The 20,438-nt window shown below is 68.5% G+C and carries 22 protein-coding genes and 1 other RNA gene; 7 read left to right on the plus strand and 16 right to left on the minus strand.

Translation table 11 applies throughout. From position 1 onward, the window contains the following. Positions 1–39: 39 nt before the first annotated feature. From ASG07_RS13335 to ASG07_RS13350, 4 genes are all read right to left on the minus strand, one after another. Positions 40–462: a chemotaxis protein CheW gene (locus tag ASG07_RS13335; protein ID WP_055847560.1), complete on the minus strand. Its 423-nt coding sequence runs from the start codon at positions 460–462 to the stop codon at positions 40–42. Further along, positions 459–2,810 (minus strand): chemotaxis protein CheA, encoded by a 2,352-nt coding sequence (locus ASG07_RS13340; protein ID WP_055847563.1) that lies wholly within the window; start codon positions 2,808–2,810, stop codon positions 459–461. The genes ASG07_RS13335 and ASG07_RS13340 overlap by 4 nt, the downstream gene beginning before the upstream one ends. Before the next feature lie 90 nt (positions 2,811–2,900). Continuing rightward, on the minus strand, positions 2,901–3,545 hold the full coding sequence (locus ASG07_RS13345) for a histidine phosphotransferase family protein (protein WP_055847566.1): 645 nt from the start codon (positions 3,543–3,545) through the stop codon (positions 2,901–2,903). Positions 3,546–3,555: 10 nt separating this feature from the next. Further along, on the minus strand, positions 3,556–3,990 hold the full coding sequence (locus ASG07_RS13350) for a M67 family metallopeptidase (protein WP_055847569.1): 435 nt from the start codon (positions 3,988–3,990) through the stop codon (positions 3,556–3,558). A gap of 17 nt (positions 3,991–4,007) precedes the next feature. Here ASG07_RS13350 and ASG07_RS13355 point away from each other — a divergent pair, with 17 nt between their 5' ends. Genes ASG07_RS13355 through mtgA form a run of 4 tightly spaced genes read left to right on the plus strand, consistent with a single transcriptional unit; the run spans position 4,008 to position 7,836 of the window. Further along, positions 4,008–4,955, plus strand: a complete 948-nt coding sequence (locus tag ASG07_RS13355) for an RluA family pseudouridine synthase (RefSeq protein ID WP_055847572.1) — start codon at positions 4,008–4,010, stop codon at positions 4,953–4,955. A 59-nt stretch (positions 4,956–5,014) separates the two neighbouring features. Continuing rightward, entirely contained in the window at positions 5,015–5,917 is a 903-nt protein-coding gene (gene rpoH, locus ASG07_RS13360; protein ID WP_055847575.1) for an RNA polymerase sigma factor RpoH, read from the plus strand. A 14-nt stretch (positions 5,918–5,931) separates the two neighbouring features. After that, positions 5,932–7,152, plus strand: coding sequence for a flavin monoamine oxidase family protein (locus ASG07_RS13365; protein WP_055847578.1), 1,221 nt, complete (start codon positions 5,932–5,934; stop codon positions 7,150–7,152). 9 nt (positions 7,153–7,161) lie between these two features. Further along, on the plus strand, positions 7,162–7,836 hold the full coding sequence (gene mtgA / locus ASG07_RS13370) for a monofunctional biosynthetic peptidoglycan transglycosylase (RefSeq protein WP_055847580.1): 675 nt from the start codon (positions 7,162–7,164) through the stop codon (positions 7,834–7,836). Between the two features lie 33 nt (positions 7,837–7,869). On the opposite strand, the gene ASG07_RS13375 is transcribed toward mtgA, so the two are convergent. The 9 genes from ASG07_RS13375 to ASG07_RS13410 all read right to left on the minus strand — a co-directional run bounded on the left by ASG07_RS13375 (position 7,870) and on the right by ASG07_RS13410 (position 13,805). Next, entirely contained in the window at positions 7,870–8,112 is a 243-nt protein-coding gene (locus ASG07_RS13375; RefSeq protein WP_055847584.1) for a hypothetical protein, read from the minus strand. A gap of 82 nt (positions 8,113–8,194) precedes the next feature. Further along, entirely contained in the window at positions 8,195–8,518 is a 324-nt protein-coding gene (locus ASG07_RS13380) for a YbaB/EbfC family nucleoid-associated protein (RefSeq protein ID WP_055847587.1), read from the minus strand. Beyond that, on the minus strand, positions 8,515–10,134 hold the full coding sequence (locus ASG07_RS13385) for a DNA polymerase III subunit gamma/tau (RefSeq protein ID WP_055847590.1): 1,620 nt from the start codon (positions 10,132–10,134) through the stop codon (positions 8,515–8,517). Before ASG07_RS13385 ends, ASG07_RS13380 begins: the two co-directional genes overlap by 4 nt. A 307-nt stretch (positions 10,135–10,441) precedes the next feature. Beyond that, positions 10,442–10,537, minus strand: an RNA gene (gene ffs / locus ASG07_RS17000) — signal recognition particle sRNA small type. Between the two features lie 37 nt (positions 10,538–10,574). Continuing rightward, positions 10,575–10,877 (minus strand): hypothetical protein, encoded by a 303-nt coding sequence (locus tag ASG07_RS13390; RefSeq protein WP_156361879.1) that lies wholly within the window; start codon positions 10,875–10,877, stop codon positions 10,575–10,577. Between the two features lie 87 nt (positions 10,878–10,964). Next, a complete protein-coding gene (locus ASG07_RS13395) occupies positions 10,965–11,309 on the minus strand; it encodes a hypothetical protein (RefSeq protein WP_055847595.1) in 345 nt (114 codons plus the stop codon). 149 nt (positions 11,310–11,458) lie between these two features. Continuing rightward, positions 11,459–11,770: a 2Fe-2S iron-sulfur cluster-binding protein gene (locus tag ASG07_RS13400; RefSeq protein ID WP_055847598.1), complete on the minus strand. Its 312-nt coding sequence runs from the start codon at positions 11,768–11,770 to the stop codon at positions 11,459–11,461. Next, positions 11,767–12,795 carry a cysteine desulfurase family protein gene (locus tag ASG07_RS13405; RefSeq protein WP_055848084.1) on the minus strand — a complete coding sequence of 343 codons (1,029 nt, stop codon included), beginning with the start codon at positions 12,793–12,795 and terminating at the stop codon, positions 11,767–11,769. Before ASG07_RS13405 ends, ASG07_RS13400 begins: the two co-directional genes overlap by 4 nt. Continuing rightward, entirely contained in the window at positions 12,792–13,805 is a 1,014-nt protein-coding gene (locus ASG07_RS13410) for a cysteine desulfurase family protein (protein WP_055848088.1), read from the minus strand. The genes ASG07_RS13405 and ASG07_RS13410 overlap by 4 nt, the downstream gene beginning before the upstream one ends. 138 nt (positions 13,806–13,943) lie before the next feature. Here ASG07_RS13410 and ASG07_RS13415 point away from each other — a divergent pair, with 138 nt between their 5' ends. Further along, entirely contained in the window at positions 13,944–14,600 is a 657-nt protein-coding gene (locus ASG07_RS13415; RefSeq protein WP_055847601.1) for an alpha/beta hydrolase, read from the plus strand. 162 nt (positions 14,601–14,762) lie between these two features. Here ASG07_RS13415 and ASG07_RS13420 read toward each other — a convergent pair whose 3' ends face one another. Beyond that, positions 14,763–14,942, minus strand: coding sequence for a hypothetical protein (locus ASG07_RS13420; protein ID WP_055847605.1), 180 nt, complete (start codon positions 14,940–14,942; stop codon positions 14,763–14,765). After that, the gene (locus ASG07_RS13425; protein WP_055847608.1) at positions 14,939–15,901 is read right to left on the minus strand and encodes a threonine ammonia-lyase; all 963 of its coding nucleotides are present in this window, start codon (positions 15,899–15,901) and stop codon (positions 14,939–14,941) included. Before ASG07_RS13425 ends, ASG07_RS13420 begins: the two co-directional genes overlap by 4 nt. A gap of 140 nt (positions 15,902–16,041) precedes the next feature. On the opposite strand from ASG07_RS13425, the gene ASG07_RS13430 reads away from it, so the two are divergent. Next, on the plus strand, positions 16,042–17,274 hold the full coding sequence (locus ASG07_RS13430) for a type III PLP-dependent enzyme (RefSeq protein ID WP_055847609.1): 1,233 nt from the start codon (positions 16,042–16,044) through the stop codon (positions 17,272–17,274). 118 nt (positions 17,275–17,392) lie between these two features. Next, a complete protein-coding gene (locus tag ASG07_RS13435; protein WP_055847612.1) occupies positions 17,393–18,472 on the plus strand; it encodes a 1,9-bis(guanidino)-5-aza-nonane synthase in 1,080 nt (359 codons plus the stop codon). Positions 18,473–18,551: 79 nt separating this feature from the next. Here ASG07_RS13435 and ASG07_RS13440 read toward each other — a convergent pair whose 3' ends face one another. Beyond that, complete coding sequence (locus ASG07_RS13440) at positions 18,552–20,438, minus strand: XrtA/PEP-CTERM system amidotransferase (RefSeq protein WP_055847615.1); 1,887 nt, start codon at positions 20,436–20,438, stop codon at positions 18,552–18,554.

The raw sequence follows: 20,438 nt of genomic DNA on the forward strand, positions 1-20,438 counted from the left end.
CGTCGGCTTAATCGCGCGTGAGTACGCCGTTAGGAACTTTCAGGCGGCGATCGGCATCGGCACCAGCCGGATGAGGTCGATCACGAGCAGCGGCTCGCCGTCGCGTTCGATCACCCCCGCCGCGCAGCTTGCCCAGCCGCGATCGAGGGCCATGCCGGACGACAGCTGCGTCCGGTCGAACGGCGCGACATCCTCCAGCGCATCGACGAGGAAGGCGTAATGGTGGCCGTCGAAACAGGCGATCACCGCCCGGCCCGGCGTTCCCGCCGCGCCATGACCCAGGGCCGCCTGCGTATCGATGACCGTCACCACGCGGCTGCGCAGCGCAGCCAGACCGCGCACGACGCCGGACGCGCGAGGTACCGCCACGACCTGGCCGATATCGACGACGGAGGCGACCTGATCGGCATCGATGGCGATGGCGCGGCCGGCGACGTGCGCGATCAGGAACAACTCGCTCATGCCGCATTCCTCTTGCTGCCGCCGAAGCGATTCATTCGCGCTTCCAGCGCCGCGATCAGTGCGGTGCGATCATATCGATAGATGCTGTCGCTGCCCGGAGTCGCCGCGACCTGACGGCGCAACGTCAGGACGGTGTCCGCCGCGACATCGGGCGGGCCATCGTCCATCGCCAGCGTCACGGTGCCCGGCGTGGCCGGCCCGCCCGGCGACCATGGCGCGCAACGATAGCCGGATGCCTCCAGCACCGGTCGCAGGAACGTCTCCATCCAGCCGCTGCCGTCGCAGCGCAGCAGGCAGAGCGGCCGTTCGCTGCTGACCGGGGCCTCGCCTGCGAACAGCGCGTGCGGATCGATCACTTCGATCTGCTCGCCGTCGATCACGGCGACGCCGACGATTCCCGGACGGTCCCGGGCCGGCGCGATAGCGATCGGCAAGGTCACGATCTCGTGCGGTTCGGCGATGGCGTAACCGATCTCGGCGAAGCCATCGGTCAGGCGCAGCACGGCGACGCCCTCTCCGCCGGCCGGTTCGGCGACGGCGATCAGGGGGATGACCCCGCCCTCGACAGTCAGATGCCGGCGGCCGCCGGTCGTCCGGATCATCGCCGCCGGCGCGGTTTCGACGCGGTCGACCACGCCCAGCGCAATGGCCCGTCGCGCACCGTCGAGATCGTCGAACAGCAACGCGGTCACGCCGGTTTCCTCGGCGACCTGGGCCTCGTCGGCGGTATCGCCCATCGTCGGCGCGAATCGCAGTCCGGCGACGGCGGCGATGCCGCCGCTGTCGAGCAGCAGCAGCGGCAGGCCACTGTCGGGCAGGGTCTGGCCGGCATAGAGGCCGCTGGCCATCACGGCGGGCGCGGCGGGCTTCACCACCAGTTCCTCGGTGTCGAGCACCGCATCGATCGCCATCGCGAAATTGCCTTCGCGCGTGGCCATGATGACGAGGACGCGGGGGTCCTCGGTCGGGATGTCGAGCAGATCGCCCAGCGCGACGAGCGGCAGTCGCTGGCCGCGGACGGTGGCGACGCGCGAATCACCCAGCGGGTCGATGCGGACGGCACCGCCGTTCAGCGACACGATCTCCTCCACCGACTGGCGCGGCAGGGCGAACCGCTGCGCGCCGACCGCGACGATGATCGTCGGGATGATCGTCAGCGTCAGCGGCACCTGCAGCGTGATGACCAGCCCGCGCCCCGGCATGTTGCGCAGCGCGATGCGACCGCCGATCTGCTCGATATTGGCGCGCACCACGTCCATGCCGACGCCGCGACCGGATGTCGCGCTGACGGTGTCGCGGCTCGACAGGCCGGGGCAATAGATCAGCTCCAGCCGCTGCACATCATCCATCCGCGACACATCGGCTTCGGTGTGGAGGCCGCTGCGAACCGCCTTGGCGACGACGCGGTCGACATCGATGCCGCGGCCGTCGTCGGCGATCTCGATCAGGATGCGGTTGCCGGACTGGCGGGCGGACACGACCAGCCGGCCATTCTCCTTCTTGCCCGCCGCGCGCCGCTCGTTCGGCATTTCGATCCCGTGATCGACCGAGTTGCGGATGATGTGGACCAGCGGATCGCGCAGCAATTCGATCATCTCGCGATCGAGTTCGACGTCCGAACCCTCGATCGCCAGCGCCACCTGCTTGCCCAGCGGCGTGGCGGTGTCGCGAACCATGCGCGGGATCGCGGAGAACAGCGCCTCGATCCGCTGCATGCGGGTGCGCGTGATCGTGTCGCGCATTTCGGCAACGGTCAGCGACAGGCGTTCGAGCGCGCCCTCGACCCGCGGGTCGGGCGCGGCATCGCGCAGGCGGCGGGCGAGTTCGTTCCGCGCCAGCACCATTTCCGACATGCCCGCCATCATCCGGTCGAGCAATTCGACACCCAGCCGGACGCTGCGATTCGCCACCCGCGACTGCGGCGTACCGGTGGTCGTCTGTCCCTCGACAGGGGCGGGCGTGGCGGGCTTGACCGGTGCGGCATCCTCCGCCAGCGCGGCGATCAGCAGATCCTCGGTCGTGTCGTCCAGCGGTATGCCGGCGGCGATCGCCTCGGTCAGTTCGCCGATTCGATCGACGATCGCGAGGACGGCGTTGACGAGCGCGGTGTCCGGCGTGCGATGACCGTCGCGGACGGCGGCGAGCACGTCTTCCGCCGAATGGGCGAGCTTGCCGAGACGCGGCAGATCGAGGAAGCCGCAACTGCCCTTCACGGTGTGGACGAAGCGGAAGATCGCGTCCAGCCGGGCGCGGTCGGCGGGCTGCGCTTCCCACAGCACGATCTCGCCCGAGAGCGCTTCCAGCGTCTCGCGCGTCTCGGCGATGAATTCTTGCAGCAGGTCGTCCATGAGGCTCCCGGGGTTTGCTCGACCCCGGTGTGCCCGAAATGCGTTAATACGGACTTTACCCGGCGTTAGGTCGCCGTTCGGGTCCGGGCGTCAGCGCGCCCGCATCGCCGCGCCGAAGATCATGACGTTCTCCGCCGGCTCCGACACCAGCACCGCGCCGCCCGCTTCGTGCGCCAGCGTATTGACGAGGAACGCGGCGGCGGTGCGCGCCGCGACGGGTTGCTCGCCCGCCCCGTCGGTCAGCATCCGCCGCAGTTCGGGGTCGAGGATGATGCGTAGGCCCTCGATCTTCACGACGATCTCCAGCTGCCCGGCATTCTCCTCCGCCCCGACATCCAGCGTGCCGCCGCGGACCAGCGCTTCGTTGGCGATCAGCGACAGGTTGAGCAGGACCTTCACGGCCGGTTTCGGCATCGTGTCGAGATCGACCATCCAGCCGAGCGTGGTGCGCTTGGCGTCGCTCAACAGCCCCTCGATCGCGTTCTTCGCCTCGCGCGGGTCGACCGCATCGCCGAAACCGCCGGCCGCGCCGAACGCCAGCCGGAAGAACTTCAGCTTGTTCGCGGAGGTGCGCGCGCTTTCCGCCAGCAATTCCATGCAGCGTTCGCGCATCGCCGGATCGGTCTCGTCCGCGAGCAGCTCCAGCCCGTTGTTGAGCGCGCCTACCGGCGACAGCAGGTCGTGGCACAGGCGCGAACAGAGCAGGCTCGCAAAGTCGACAGGGCTGATGGTCATACTGTCTTCCCTAGTTATTACGACCCCTGATGCCGTCCCGCGACGTGACGCGCAAGGCGACAGGCGTGAAACGGTCGTGCACCGGGCCATCGGGGCCGGCCCGCCACGCCGTGACGACTCCGCCTGCGGCGATCAGCCACAGCGATCCGTCCGGCGCGGCATCGGCGGCATCCTGTCGCGACGGAGCGGCGATACCCGTGGGGTGCGAATGGTAGTGACCGACGATGGCCGCGCCGCCCGTCCGCGCGGCGCGGTGCGCGGCGAGCAGCTGGGCAGGATCGATCTCGAACCGGATCGCGGGATCGGCAGCGACGTTGCGACAGGATCGTACGCCCGCGACGCACGCCGGCTCGCCGAGCAGCAGCCCGCAGACCTCCCGATCGGGCGAGACGATCGTTTCGGCAACGATTCGATCCAGTATCTCGCTTGAAATCCGGACCTCCATCCATATCTCGCTACGACATGAACCGGGGGGTTTCCATCATCGAAGCGAGGATCGCACCGGCGGCGGATGGCTGGCGGCTGGATCGCGCGCTGGCCGACGCGGTGCCGACGCTGTCGCGGGAGCGGCTGAAGGTGCTGATCGCCGGGGGATCGGTGTCCCACGAAGGATTGCTGGCGCGCGATCCGGCGAAACGGGCGAGCGCGGGGGCGCTGTTCGCGGTGGCGGTCCCCGACCCGACGCCGGCGCATAACGAGGCCCAGGATATTCCGCTCGTCGTCGCATACGAGGACGAGCATCTGATCGTCGTCGACAAGCCCGCCGGGCTGGTCGTCCACCCCGCGGCGGGCAACCTCGACGGCACGCTAGTCAACGCGCTGCTGCATCATTGTCACGGATCGCTGTCGGGCATCGGCGGCGTGGCGCGACCGGGGATCGTCCACCGGATCGACAAGGACACGTCCGGCCTGATGATCGCCGCCAAGACCGATCGCGCGCATGAGGGGCTGGCGAAACAGTTCGCCGACCACAGCATCGACCGGCGGTATCGCGCGATCACCGGCGGCATTCCGCGCCCGGCGGCGGGGACGGTCGATGCCCCGCTCGCGCGCAGTCCGCAGAACCGCAAGAAGATCGCGATCGTCGCGGGCGGCAAGCGCGCAGTGACGCACTATACGACGATGGAGCCGCTCAACGGCGCGGCTCTGGTCGAATGCCGGCTGGAAACGGGGCGGACGCATCAGGTGCGCGTGCACATGGCGTCGATCGGCCACGCGCTGCTCGGCGACCCCGTCTACGGCAAGGGCAAGGGCACGATTCGCGCCCTGCTGGAAACGCTGGGGTTCCAGCGGCAGGCCTTGCACGCCGCGCACCTGGGGTTCATCCATCCGATCAGCCGTTCGAGACTGGCGTTCGACAGCGCCATGCCGCCCGACATGCAGGAACTGTTCACCCGGCTCCACGTATAGACCAGACGTTTCACGCTGCGGCGCGGCGGACACGTCCTTCGACGAAAGGGAATGCAATCATGGCAAAAGGCAGCAACGTCCCGGCGACGATTCCTGCTCTGGGCGGGGAGCAGAGCCTCAACCGCTATCTGTCCGAGATTCGCAAGTTTCCGCTGCTCCAGCCGGAGCAGGAATATATGCTCGCCAAACGCTTTCAGGAGCATGGCGACACGGAGGCGGCGGCGCAGCTCGTGACCAGCCATCTGCGCCTCGTGGCGAAGATCGCGATGGGCTATCGCGGTTATGGCCTGCCCACGTCGGAGCTGATCTCCGAGGGCAATATCGGCCTGATGCAGGGCGTGAAGAAGTTCGAGCCCGATCGCGGCTTCCGCCTCGCCACCTATGCGATGTGGTGGATCCGCGCGTCGATCCAGGAATATATCCTCCGGTCGTGGAGCCTCGTGAAGATGGGCACCACCGCGGCGCAGAAGAAGCTGTTCTTCAACCTGCGCCGGATGAAGTCCAAGCTCGACGCGTTCGAGGACGGCGATCTGAAGCCGGAGGACGTGACCAAGATCGCGACCGATCTGGGCGTGGCGGAAAGCGACGTGGTCAGCATGAACCGTCGCATGGCGATGGGTGGCGACACCTCGCTCAACGTGCCGATGCGCGAGGATGGCGAGGGTCAGTGGCAGGATTGGCTGCAGGACGACGCGCCGTTGCAGGACAAGGTCGTCGCCGACCAGCAGGAGGCGGATGTCCGCCACGACATGCTGGTATCGGCGATGGACGACCTGAACGATCGCGAGAAGCACATCCTGACCGAACGTCGCCTGACCGACGACCCGAAGACGCTGGAGGAACTGTCGCAGGTTTACGGCGTCAGCCGCGAGCGGGTGCGCCAGATCGAGGTGCGTGCGTTCGAAAAGCTGCAAAAGGCGATGATGCGACTGGCCGGCGAAAAGCGGCTGCTCGCGGCCTGACGTGAAGGCGTGACATGAAGACCGTCGTCGTCGGGGGCGGTGCCGCGGGCATTGCCGCGGCACGGCGGTTGCACGACGCCGGGCGGGACGTGCTGCTCGTCGAGGCACGCGGACGGATCGGCGGGCGCGCGCATAGCGTGAGCTTCGGCGACGCTACCCTCGATCTCGGATGTGGCTGGCTCCACTCGGCGGGGCGCAATCCGTGGACCGACATCGCCGGGGGGGCGGGCTTTACGATCGATCGATCGTCGCCCAACTGGGGCGTGCAATGGCGCGACCTCGGCTACCCGCTCGACGAGCAGCGGACCTTCAGCGACGCGTTTACGCGGTGGGAAGCGGCGGCGCACGCCGCGTTGGCAGGCCCGGACCGCCCATTGTCCGATTTCATCACCGACGACGATCCGGCGCGGCCGATGATCGACGCGATCTCCGGCTATGCCAACGGAGCAGCACTCGCGGACGTCTCGCTGCACGACTGGGCCGCGTATGAGGACGCCGCCACCGACGACAATTGGGCGGTGTGCGAGGGGTACGGGACGCTGATCGTCGGCCATGCCGGCGACGTGCCGGTGCGGCTGAACACGCCGGTGACGCGGATCGACCGGCGCGGCCGGATGCTGCGGCTGGAAACGCCGGGCGGCACGATCGAGGCGGATCGCGTGATCGTCTGCGTACCGACGACGGTGCTGGCGGAGGAGCGGCTGGTGTTCGACCCTCCCCTGCCCGGCAAACACGAAGCCGCCGCCGCGTTGCCGCTGGGACTGGCGGACAAGGTGATGCTGCGCGTCGATACGCCGGACTGGCCCGCCAACGCGCATCTGATCGGCAACCCGCACAGCGCCTGCACCGCCAGCCATCGTCTGTCGCCGTTCGGGTGGCCGGTGATCGAGAGCTTCTTCGGCGGGCCGTGCGCGGAGGCGCTGGAGGACGCGCGGGCGGCGACGGCGTTCGCCGTCGATGAACTGGTCGCGCTGCTCGGCGGCGAATGGCGGACCCGGCTGACGCCGCTCACTGCGACGCGGTGGCGGCACGAGGCGTGGATCGGCGGCAGCTACAGCCACGCCCGCGTCGGCCATGCGGATCGGCGCGCGGTGCTGGCCGAGCCGGTGGAAGACCGCATCTTCTTCGCTGGAGAGGCTTGCTCCCGGCATGATTTCTCGACCGCGCACGGTGCCTACGTAACCGGCATCGCGGCGGCGGACGCCATCTTGGCGGACAAGGCCCTCTGGCCGTAAGGAGCGGGAATGTTCATCGTCCTGCGCTGGCTGTTGAAGGCCGTCCTGATCTTCGTCGCCGCGTCGCTGCTCTGGGTCGGCATCTATCGCTTCGTGCCGCCGCCCTTCACCTTCACGATGATGGGCGATGTGGTCGGCGGGCGCAGCGTGACGAAGGACTGGATGTCGCTGTCCGACATGGACCCCGACATGGCCCGGGCGGCGATCGCGGGTGAGGATTCCGGCTTCTGCCAGCATCATGGCTTCGACTTCGGCGCGATCGCCAACGCGGCGTGGCGGAACGCGCATGGCGGGCGCATCCGCGGCGGTTCGACGATCAGCCAGCAGACCGCCAAGAACGCATTCCTGTTCCAGGGCGGCGGCTATATCCGAAAGGCGCTGGAGGCGTATTTCACGGTGTTGATCGAGACGCTGTGGGGCAAGCGGCGGATCATGGAAGTGTATCTGAACGTGGCCGAGACGGGTATCGGCACATATGGCGCGAATGCCGGAGCGATCCGGTATTTCGGGCATGACGCATCGAAACTGTCGCCGACCGAGGCGGCGCGGATTGCGGCGGTGTTACCGTTGCCGAAGAAACGCGCGGCGATCGATCCGCGTGGATTCGTCCGGCGGCATGGCAACACGTTGAGCCGGTATGTCGCGGTCGTCCGTCGCAACGGTATGGACGCCTGCGTGAAGTGAGGGGAGCGGCCATCGCCCCCCTCGCCTCGATCGTTACTTGTCCGAGCCGACCGCGTCGCCGACCTTGTCGGCCGCACCGCCGACGCTCTTCGCCGCGGAGGTGATCGCAGCGTCCTTGCTGTTCTGCGCTCCCTGGCGGCTGAACAGATAGAAGCCGCCGATCAGGACGGCGATCAGGAGGACGACGGCGATCATGGCGGTGCCACCGCCGCCGCGCCGCTCGATCACGGTCGTGTGGGGTGCGGTGTCGCTGGTTACAATGCGTTCGTCTGCCATGATACTCTCCCTGTTACTGGTGCGGCGTTCAACGCGGCACCGGCACAGGCTGTTCCCGTAGCGTAACGACTGCGGAACGGGATCAGAACGGCAGCTTGAAACCCGGCGGCAGCGGCAGGCCGCTGGTCATCTTCGACATCTCCGTGCCGGACACCGCATCGGCCTTCGCGCGCGCATCGTTGAACGCGGCGGCGAGCAGGTCTTCGAGCATGCCCTTTTCGGAGGGCTGCATCAGCGAATCGTCGATGGCGATGCCGATGATGCGACCCTTGGCCGACGCCTTGACCTTGACCAGACCGCCGCCCGATGCCCCCTCGACCTCGATCGTGTCGAGGTTCGCCTGCGCCTTTTCCAGTTCCTGCTGGACGTTGGCGGCCATCGCCAGGATTTCGTCGATATTCTTCATGCGGAGCTCCGTTGGTTGGGCCATTCGAGTTCGGCGTCCGGGAACGCGGCCAGCGCGGCGCGGACGAGCGGGGTGTCGAGCATCGCCTGCCGCTCCGCCGCATCGGCCGCAAGCTGGCGCTCGTTCAGCGTGGGCTCGCCGGGGACATCGTCCAGCGACAGCTTCCACACCTGTTTCGTCATACCCTTCAGCGCGGCGGCGAGTTCCGCCAGCGTGTCGGTAGCGATCGGACGCGATCCGCTGAAGACGATTTCGGGCGGCGCGTAGCGGACCAGCCGGGCGCCATGCCGCAGCCGCGCTGCCAGCGCGAGCTGGCCGCCTTCGTCCAGCGCATCGACCAACGCGGCGAAGTCGGCGGGCATGGTCGACGCGGGCGGCGGCGATGGTGCGGCGGGCGCGGGTGCCGGTGCGGCATCGGGCGCTCCAGCCAGACGGCGGGCGAGTTCACCCGGATCGGGCAGGCTGGACGCGTGGATGACCCGCAGCAGCGCCATCTCCGCCGCCTCGATCGGCAAGGCGGCGTGCGCGACCTCGTCATGGCCCTTCAGCAGCAACTGCCACAACCGGTGCAACGCCGGGAAGGACAGGCGCGCCGCCCAGTCGGTGCGCGCCGCGCGTTCCTCCACCGCCTGCGCGGGATCGTCGGTGCCGCCGACCTTCGACAGCGTGACGCCGTGCACCGTCTCCAGCAGTGCGCGCAGCACCGCGACGGGATCGACGCCGTAGTCGTACTGCCGACGCAGCGAACCGAGCGCCCCCGCCGAATCGCCCGCCAGCAGCATCGCGAACAGGTCGCGCACCGCACCCCGGTCGGACAGGCCGAGCATCTGCCGCACGGCATCGGCGGTGACGCCGCCCCCCTCCAGCCCGGCATGCGCGATCGCCTGATCGAGGATCGACAGGCCGTCGCGCGCGGAGCCCTCCGCCGCGCGCGCGATCAGCGCCAGCGCCTCCGGTTCGGCGACGACGCCTTCCTTCTCGCAGACCTCCGCGAAATGCTTCGCGAGCTTGTCGGCGGGGATGCGGCGCAGGTCGAACCGCTGGCACCGCGACAGCACGGTGATCGGAACCTTGTTCACCTCGGTCGTGGCGAACAGGAACTTCACGTGCGCGGGCGGCTCCTCCAGCGTCTTCAACAGCGCGTTGAAGGCGTTTTTCGAGAGCATGTGGACCTCGTCCACGATGTAGATCTTGAAGCGCGCGGAGACGGCGGCGTAGCGCGAGGCGTCGATGATCTCGCGCACGTCATCGACGCCGGTATGGCTGGCGGCGTCCATCTCGATGACGTCGATATGCCGGCCCTCCGCGATGGCGCGGCACGGTTCGCACACACCGCACGGGTCGATCGTCGGACCGCCCTGCCCGTCCGGCCCGATGCAGTTCAGCGCCTTGGCGATCAGCCGCGCGGTCGACGTCTTCCCGACGCCGCGCACGCCGGTCATCAGGAACGCATGCGCCAGCCGGTCGCGCGCGATCGCGTTGCCCAGCGTCGTGACCATCGCGTCCTGGCCGATCAGTTGCGCGAAGGTCTGCGGCCGGTATTTGCGGGCGAGGACGCGGTACGCCTCCGGCTTCGCAGGCTGGACGGGTTCGCCAAGGTCGAACGAATCAGCCACGGGCGGCACCGAAGTGGAGGAAGTGGAAGCGTTCCATCGGTCTCCACATAGGCGCGCGGACGGCCGCCGTCAGGGGGGTGTTTGCGGAGGGCTGCGGTGTCGCGGGCATGCGGACGCTATGCACGATGTGGGGGGCGTAGGACAGGTTCGTGGTTGGGGCGCGCCCTCCCCGGGGGAGGCGTTCTCCACGGGCGACGGGGCCAGGGAGGCAGAAGGGGCGTCGCGGCCGAGCCGCGCCGTCGGTCGGGCTTTGCCCGCCGGCCGCGCTTGCGCGCGTGCGCCGCAATTGCGGCGTCTCGCGCACTGCGCGGTGGGAGCCGGGACGACCCGTGGCGGAATCGTTGCGGCTGCTTCCTTCCGGACCTGACCGGGTTGGCGACGACCACGTCCGCCCGACTCCCGCGGCCCCTATGGCGGAGCCGGGCGGCGCGATCAAGTCGTCAGCGGTAGCGGCGCACCGTGCGGCAGACGCGGACGCGCTCGCCGTGACGCCAGCGGTTGGTGCAGACGCGGCGCGTGCGGACGCGATTGCGATAGCCGGGGCGGCCATAGCCCGGCCGGCCATAACCCGGTCCGCGACGCACGACGGTGCGTTCGTGGACGACCGTGCGCTGCGGTTCCCACGCGGCGACGGCGGCCAGCGGCGCGGGGGCCGCGACAGGGGCGGCGGCGGCCGGGCTGGCCAACGCCGGAGAGACGCCGACGACGGCGAGCGCGGCGGCGAGAACGAATTTGAACGTCATGACGTGCATCCTTTTTGGCTTCCGGTCGGGGCCGAATGTCCGGGGCGACAGGCCCGTTCCATCCGGTCCGATCCGGTCGGTGGGGGTTCAGCGATAGACCTGGAAACAGTTGCGGACGGGGCCGTGGCGCGTCCGTTCGTACCGGCACACCGTCCTGCCCCGACGATAGTCCCGGCCGCCCCAGCGCGAACCGCGATCCCAGCGCGCGTTGCCGCGGTGCCAGCGATCGCCGCGATCCCAACGGTCGCCACGGTTCCAGTGCCGGCCGCGACGATCGTCGCGATAATCCCGATCGTGACCACGATCATATCCGCCGCGCCCGTATCCGTCGCGGTCCCAGCGCTGCGCCTCGGCCGGCGTCGCGGCGGCGAGGCCGCTGGCGGCGATCAGGCCGGCACCCATCACGATCTTCATCGATGCGATGATCTTCATGGCTCCATACTCCTTTACTGACCCGCATCCCGGTGCGGGCATGAAGGGGGAATGGACCCCGGCCGATGGATTGTCGCTGAACCCGCCGTTGTTAAAACGTCAGATTTGCCGGTGGGTCGGGCGAAGTCTCACGCCGTCTGCCGCCACCTTCAGTCGGCGGGGACCCGCACCGTCAGGCCATCGAGGACGTCGGTCAGCCGGATCTGGCAGGACAGCCGGCTGGTGCGCGTCGCGGCAGGCGCGAGATCGAGCAGATCCTCCTCCGCCTCCGACGCCGACGGCAAGCGCGCGAAGTCGCCGGCGGCGACGATGACGTGGCAGGTGGCACAGGCCATGTCGCCGTCGCAGGTGCCCTCCAGCGGCATGCCGGCGGCCTGCGCCACGTCGAGCAGGCGCGCACCGTCCACGCCTGCCGCGTCGACGACGGCACCGTCTGGCGACTCGAAGCGGACGCGGATCATGCCTGCGCCTCCGCCGCGGCGGTCAGGCGGTCGAGCGCGTCGCCAAGCTCCACCTCCGTCGTATACCGCCCCCAGCCGAGCCGGATCGACGAGCGCGCCTCCGCATCCGTCAGCCCGATCGCGCGCAGGACATGGCTGGGGCGACCCGATCCGCTGGCGCAGGCCGAGCCGGCGGAAAAGGCGATATCGCGAAAGTCGCTCATCAAGCGCGCGACGTCGAGCCGCGGTCGGCGGACGTTGAGGTTGCCGCGGTAGCGCTGCTCGGTCGAACCGTTGATCGTCCACCCCTCCAGCCGATCGGTGGCGAGCGACCAGAGGCGTTCGACATGCGCGGCGTCCTGCACGGCGCGGTCGCGCATCAGGCGGGCGGCCGTGCCGAAGCCCGCGCACAGGGCGGGCGAGAGCGTGCCCGAACGGCCGCCCTCCTGATCGCCGCCGTGGAGCAGCGGTTCGAGGTGGACGCCGTCACGAATCCAAAGCGCGCCGATCCCCTTTGGCCCATGAATCTTGTGCGCGGAGACGGCGACGAGATCGACATTGCCGGGAATCGGCACGCGGCCATAGCCCTGCACCGCATCGCACAGCAGCGGTGCGCCGCGCATCTCGCCCAGCGACTGGATCGTGCCGATCTCGTTGTTGACGAGCATCGCCGCGACGAGGCCATCGTTCGCTGGCGGCGGCTGGACGCGACCGTCCCCGTCGACCGGCAGGATCGTCGCGCCGCCGACCGCCGCGACGGTATCGAGCACGGCCGCATGTTCGGTCGCAATCGTCGTGACCGGCCGGCGGCTGCCCTTGATCGCCCAGTTCAGCGCCTCGGTCGCGCCGCTGGTGAAGACGACACGTCCCCCCGGCGGCAGCAACGTGGCGATCTCCGCGCGGGCGACTTCGACGGCGGCCCTGGCGGCGCGGCCGGGGCGGTGTGCGGAATGGGGATTGGCGTGCTGGTCGCGCAGCCACGGCAGCATCGCCTCGAACGCCTCGGGCGCGAGCGGGGTCGTCGCCTGATAATCGAGGTAGATCATGCCGCGAAACTGCGCGTGGCGCGGGCGACATTGCGCCATGCGGCGATGAAGGCGTCGACCTCCGCCGCCGTCGTGGTGCGGCCGAAGCTGACGCGGATGACCTCGCGACCGGCCTCCTCGGAGTAGCCCAGCGCGGCGAGGACGTGGCTGGGCTTCATGCTGCCCGACGAACAGGCGCTGCCGGCGGACACCGCGAACCCTGCGAGATCGAGGCGGATCAGCTGCGCGGCGGAGGCCACCCCCGGCAGCCGGTACGATCCGATCGCGGGGTGGCGCGCTGCCGCGGCGGCGACGACGTCTCCGCCCGAGCGCAGGATCGCATCGTCGAGCCGGGTGCGAAGCGCGGCCATCGCGCTCACGTCCTCCGCTTCGGCCAGCGCCGCGGCCCAGCCGATCGCGGCAGGCACGTTCTCCGTTCCCGGCCGATAGCCCCGCTCCTGCCCGCCGGTCGGCATCAACCTGCCGAGATCGCGGACCAGCAGCGCGCCGATACCGGGGGGGCCGCCCCGCTTGTGGGCGGAAACGGCGATGAAATCGGCCTTCGCGATATCCGCGTCGACGCCCGCGGGCATTTGCGCGGCGTCGACCAGCAGCAGGCCGCCGGCGTCGTGAAGTGCGTCGGCGATGGCGGCGATCGGCTGGCGAACGCCGGTTTCGCTGTTCGCCCACTGCACGCAGGTCAGCGTGTCGGCCGCGACGGGGATGTCCGCAAGCTGGCCGTTCGCATCGACGCGCAGCACCTCCGCATCGGCAGCGGCGCGAAAGACGGCGTCGTGTTCGACCGCGGTGATGCGGCGATGCGCGCCCTGCGTGCGGGTCAACGCCAGCGCCAGCGCCTCGCTCGCGCCGCTGGTCAGGATCACCTCCCCCGTCCAGCCATAGGCGGCGGCGATGCGGCGGCGCGCATCCTCCAGCGCGGCACGCGCGGCGCGACCTTCCGCATGGGGCGACGACGGGTTGGCCCAGATCGCCGCCGCCTCCGCCATCGCGGCACGCGCGGCGGGGGTCATCGGCGTGGTCGCGGCATGGTCGAGATAGATGCGGGGCAAGCGGGTGGGCCGTTTCGTTTGCGAAAGAAGGGACGGTGCCTATATAGCGCGCCAGTTTCCGCGCTCCACCTCGGTCGCGCTTTCCCGGACGAGTCTCTTATGCCCGAAGTCATTTTTCCTGGTCCCGAAGGCCGTCTCGAAGGGCGCTTCGCCCCCGCACCACGTCCTCGCGCCCCGGTGGCGATGATCCTGCACCCGCATCCCAGCGCAGGCGGGACGATGAACAACCGGATCGTGCAGGAACTCTACAAGACGTTCCAGCGCCGCGGGTTTGCGACGTTGCGCTTCAACTTCCGCGGCGTCGGCAAGAGCCAGGGGACGTTCGACAACGGCATCGGCGAACTGTCCGACGCGGCGTCGGCGCTCGACTGGGTGCAGAGCTTCCACCCGGAGGCGTCGCAGACCTGGGTCGCGGGCACCGGCTTCGGGGCGTGGATCGGCATGCAGCTGCTGATGCGGAGACCTGAGATCCGCGGCTTCATCTCGATCGCGCCCCCCGCGAACATGTTCGACTTCACCTTCCTGGCTCCCTGCCCTTCGTCGGGCATCATCATCCAGGGCGAGGCGGACGAGGTGGTGACGCCCGGCGCCGTCCAGAAGCTGGTCGACAAGCTGCGCACGCAGAAGCACATCACCATCCATCACGACACGATCCCGAAGGCGAACCACTTCTTCGAGCATGAAATGCCACAGCTGATGGGCTCGGTGGACAAGTATCTGGACATGCGCCTCGACCCGAAGTCGCCGATCAAGTGAGGCGCGCCGCAGCGGCATAGCGAGCTATGCCGCGCCCCGGCGGCGCGCCCGGCCGGCGGCGCCTCGCGCCGTCCGACGACGCGGGCTTCGCCCGCGGCGGGCCTGCCTTGCAACAGCGCGGCGGCATGGCTGGCGTCGGACACAGCCGGACGGGAGCCGCCCTCACATCGTCCAGATCAGCACGTTTCCCAGTAGCACCGCCGCCATCACGAGCATCAGCGTACCCTTGAAATAGTTGCGCTGGCGGACGATCAGCACGGCTCCGCCCGCGATGCAGGCGAAGCAGCCGAGCATCGCAATGGCGGGGGCGGCGGAGGCTATCGCGGCGAGCGGGCCGGTCATGCGGCCAGCACCCCCGCATAGGCCGCGAGATCGACATTGCCACCGGACAGGATCGCCAGCGTTCCCGCGACCGGCTGCACCTCGCCGGACATCAGCGCCGCCAGCGCGACCGCGCCGCCCGGCTCCACCACCAGTCGCAGGCGCTCGGCGGCCCAGCGTTGCGCGGCGGCGATCTCCGTTTCCGATACGGTGACACCCTCCGCGCCCCGGCGCGACAGCACGTCGAAGGTCAGCGGCGAGACGCGCGGGGTCTGGAGCGAATCGCACGCGGTGGGCGGTGGGTTGGGACCGACCGGCTCGATCCACCCCGCCTCCAGACTGCGGCGCATATCGTCCCAGCCCTCCGGCTCGACCACGGTGATCCGCGCGTCCGGCAGCGCGAGGGCGATGCCCGCGGCGAGACCGCCGCCACCGCACGGGATGACGACCTGCGCCGGTTCCGGCAGGCCCCGCGCCACCATCTGCCTCGCCGCTTCCAGACCGCAGCTCCCCTGCCCTTCGATGATCCATGGGTCGTCGAAGCTGGGAACGAGCGTCGCGCCGCGCGCTTCCGCCAGTTGCGCGGCGATCTGCTCCCGGCTTTGCGTCGCACGGTCATAGTCGACCACCTCCGCGCCGAGAGCCAGCGTGCCGTCGCGCTTGGAGCGCGGCGCGTCCGCAGGCATTACGATCGTCGCGGCGATGCCCAGTTTTTTCGCCGCCCAGGCAATTCCTTGCGCGTGGTTCCCGGACGAAAAGGCGACGACTCCGCGGCGTCGCGCGGCTTCGTCCAGTGCGGTCAACCGGTGCCACGCACCGCGCAGTTTGAACGCGCCCATGGGTTGCAGCGACTCGGCCTTCAGCGCGACGGATACACCTCTGATCTCGATGATATAGATGGGTGTGGCCGGGATCACCTGAGCGACCTTCGCCGCGGCGTCGCGAACGCCGGCGCGTGTCGGTTGTCGCAAAATTGTCACCTTTTGCCGGTTCCTTTATCAAGTCGCTTTACATGGGGGCCGCGCGACCATAAATCGCGCTTCCGCTGCCCCATGGGACTTCCAACCGCAAGGCAGTGTTTTTCGAACCGTAGCCGTCAGGCACTTGGAGGTCCCTTGAATTGCACAAGCATCATAGCGCGCTGGGGCTAGCGAAAGCCCATTCGACCGTCCTCCCCGTCGTTCGTGGAGGCATCGACATCGCCAGGCGGAAACCGGTGGAGCCGGTGACGCTGACTCGTCCCCACGCCGCTGCGCGGGCCGCCCGGTTCTTCGTCGAGAAGTTCCAGGGCCGGTCCATGTATGCGGTGAAGGCGAATCCGTCGCCCGATCTGATCCGGATCCTGTGGGACAACGGCATCACCCATTACGACACGGCGTCGATCGCCGAGGTGCGTCTGGTGAAGTCGGTGGCTCCGGAGGCGACCTGCTGTTTCATGCACCCGGTCAAGCCGGAAGAGGCGATCGCCGAAGCATACTTCACACACGGCGTCCGCACCTTCTCCCTAGACAGCATGGAAGAGCTGGCGAAAATCATGCGTGCCACGCGCAACGCGTCCGATCTGACGCTGTGCGTCCGGCTGCGCGTGTCGTCCGAACATTCGAAGCTGTCGCTGGCATCGAAGTTCGGCGTCGGTCCCGGCGAGTCGAAGGAACTGTTGTTCGCGGCCCGCCAGGCGGCGGACGCGCTGGGTATCTGCTTCCATGTCGGCAGCCAGGCAATGACGCCGGAAGCCTATGCGGCGGCGATGGAGCGCGTTCGTGCGGCGATCGTGGAAGCGGCGGTGACGGTCGACGTCATCGACGTGGGTGGCGGGTTTCCGTCATCCTATCCGGGCATGGAGCCGCCGCCGCTGGAGCGTTTCTTCGAGACGATCCACCGCGCGTTCGAATCGCTGCCGATCAGCTATTCGGCGGAATTGTGGGCGGAGCCGGGCCGGGCGCTGTGTGCGGAATATTCCTCGGTCGTGGTGCGCGTCGAGCGTCGCCGCGGCAACGAGCTGTACATCAACGACGGCGCATATGGCGCGCTGTTCGATGCCGCGCATCTCGGCTGGCAATTTCCGACGATGCTGCTGCGGGAGCCGGAATCGACGGTGCGGGATCATCCCTTCTCGTTCTATGGACCGACCTGCGACGACATGGACCATATGGCGGGACCATTCCTGCTGCCGGCCGATGTCAATGCGGGCGACTATATCGAGATCGGAATGCTCGGTGCGTACGGTGCGGCAATGCGCACCGCCTTCAACGGCTTCGGCTGCGAGGAGACGGTGATCGTCGACGACGAGCCGATGGTGTCGCTCTACGTTCCCGCCGAGATCGAGATGACGTCGAACGTCGTCAAGCTGTAACGGCTTACCTATATCGCAGTGCTGCCCCCCTTCGCGCCAGCGCGCGGAGGGGGCGGCTTTGGGTTTCCGCGTCCCCATTTTCGAACGACGACGGGTTCTGGATAGCCAAGGGCGAACCATGACCGACTCCCTGACCAAGACCGCCGCGGCGAACGCGCCGATCAACGACACGCGCAAGGCCGAGCTTCTGTCGAAGCAGGTCAAGCATATCGACATCACCAGCTTCGACGCGCGCCCGATCGTCGACGCGATGGCGGACATGAGCTTCACCAGCCGCGACCTGGGTCGCGCGACGAAGATCTACAATGACATGCTGGCAGACAAGGACTGCACGGTCTGCCTCGTCATCGCAGGGTCGACCTCCGCCGGCGGATGCATGGACCTCTATGCGGAGCTGGTCCGGAACAACATGGTCGACTGCATCGTCGCCACCGGCGCGACCATCGTCGACATGGATTTCTTCGAAGGGCTTGGCCACAAGCACTATCAGGCGCTGGAAATCCCCGACGACGACACGCTGCGGTCGCTGTATATCGATCGCATCTACGACACGTATATCGACGAGGAGGCGCTCCAGAATGTCGACCACACGATCTTCGAGATCGCGGAGTCGTTGGAGCCCAAGGCGTATTCGAGCCGTGCGTTCATCCGCGAGATGGGCAAGTACCTCGTCGAGCACGGCAAGAAGGACAACAGCCTCGTCAAGCTCGCGTATGAGCATGACGTGCCGATTTTCTGCCCGGCGTTCGTGGACTCCTCGGCGGGCTTCGGCCTCGTGAAACATCAGGTCGACCGCGCCAAGGCGGGCAAGCCGTACCTGCTGCTCGATGCGATCGCAGACTTCCGCGAGCTGACGCAGATCAAGATCGAGGCCGGCACCACCGGCCTGCTGATGATCGGCGGCGGCGTGCCGAAGAACTTCATCCAGGACACGGTCGTCTGCGCCGAGATCCTGGGTCATGAGGACGTCGCGGTGCACAAATACGCGGTGCAGATCACCGTCGCCGACGTGCGCGACGGTGCCTGTTCCTCCTCGACGCTGCAGGAAGCGGCAAGCTGGGGCAAGGTGAACACGGGCATCGAGCAGATGGTCTTCGCGGAGGCCGGTTCGGTGATGCCGCTACTGGCGTCGGATGCCTATCACCGCGGGCACTGGAAGAATCGTGCCAAGCGGGGTTGGGCGAGGCTGTTCGCCTGATCTTTTAGGACCGGGTTTGAAGGAGCCTCCTCCGGGTGACCGGGGGAGGTTTTCTTGATGCGCCGAACGAACGTCTCGACTAGCCGAAGAGCCGACCCAGACTGCGTTCCAGCATCATGAACTGCCACAACGTGCGGCCATGCTCCGCTCGCCCTGCGCGGTGATCGGCGGCCATCGTCGCGAGCGTCGGCATGTCGAACCAGCCCGTCTCCGCCAACGTGCGGGAGCGGGACAGCGCCGCCGCCTCCTCGGCCAGGGTATTGCGGAACCACGTGCTGACCGGTGTGACGAATCCCATCTTGCGGCGATGGAGGAGATCGTTCGGCAAGTACGGCTTTAGGGCGTGCTTCATCAGCCACTTGCCCTCGCCGCCGCGCAACCGCAGCGACGTCGGCAGGGTGGCGCAGAATTCAACGAGACGGTGGTCGAGCAGCGGCTCGCGTGCCTCCAGTCCGACGCTCATGCTGGTGCGATCGACCTTCGTCAGGATGTCGCCGGGCAACCAGATTTTGACGTCGGCATATTGCGCCCGATCCAACGCATCGCGCGCGGGGGCGGCACGCATCGCCGCGACGTAGCGGTCCTCGGCGTGGTGACCGGAGAAGGCGGCGCGAGCGACGGGGGTGAACAGGCGAGCGCGCCATTCGGGCGTGGTGACGCCGACCGCGCGGGCATAAGCCTCATCGCCGTCGCTGGCGAGTGCGAGCAATGTCGACTTCGCGCGCAACGGGCGGGGTGCCCAGTCCGCCTTGGGATAGATGCCGCCGATCGTACCGAAGAGCGAGCGGCGCATGGCACCGGGAACCATGCTTCTCACCCGGTCCTCGGCGGCGTGGAATTTGTGGCGGCGGTAGCCGGCCAGCGCCTCGTCCGCCCCGTCGCCCGACAGCGCGACGGTGACGCTTTCGCGGGCGAGTGCGCAGACCCGCCACGTCGCGAGGGCCGACGCATCGGCGAACGGCTCGTCGAACTGGCCGGCGAGCCTATCGATCAACCCGAAGTCTTCGGCATCGACGACGCGGTCGACATGATCCGTGGCAAAGCGCTTCGCGACGGTGGCAGCGAAGCGGCGCTCGTCATGATCCGCCTCGTCGAAGCCGATCGTACACGTCCGGACGGCACGCGACGACGCCTCCGCCATCAGGGCGACGACGGCCGAGCTGTCGACGCCGCCGGACAGGAACGCGCCGAGCGGCACGTCGGCGATCATGCGGCTGCGCACGGCGGCGCGCATGCGGTCGATCAGCTCCTCCGCCAGCGCATCGGTCTTGCCGGTGGCGCGGTCGGCGAAGCTGATGTCCCACCATTGCGAGGGCGGGGGTAGTGAGTGGCCCCGGCGCAGCAGCAGCGTATGGCCGGCAGCGAGCTTGCGGACGCCGGAGACGAGGCAGGTGTCGTCGGGGACGTAGCCATAGGCGAGGTAATCCTCGACCGCCGACACATCCGGCACGCGCCGCAGCAGCGGGTGCGCGAGTAGCCCCTTGAGTTCGGAGGCGAAAGCGATGCTGCCATCGGAGAGTTCGGCGTAGTGCAGCGGCTTCACGCCGAACCGGTCGCGGGCGAGGAACAGCGTGCTCGCCTCGGCATCGTGGATCGCGAACGCAAACATCCCGTCGAGCCGGTCGAGCATCGCCGGACCCCAGTGCCGCCAGCCATGGAGCAGCACCTCGGTATCGCCGTTGGTTCGGAAACGGGCGCCCTTCTGCGTCAGTTCGGCGCGAAGGGCGGCGAAATTGTAGATCTCGCCATTGTAGGTAACGGTCAGCGCGCCGTCCGCCATCGGCTGCGGCGAACCGACGAGATCGATGATCGACAGGCGACGATGGCCGAGTGCGACGCCGGGCGCGGTCCACACCCCCTGCCCGTCCGGCCCGCGATGCGCCTGCACGTCGAGCATCCGCTGGATGCGGGTCGGGTCGACGGGCTTGGGGATGCCGGGGTGGAAGATCCCCGCGATGCCGCACAT

Source organism: Sphingomonas sp. Leaf343 (genome assembly GCF_001423765.1).
Lineage (GTDB): Bacteria > Pseudomonadota > Alphaproteobacteria > Sphingomonadales > Sphingomonadaceae > Sphingomonas.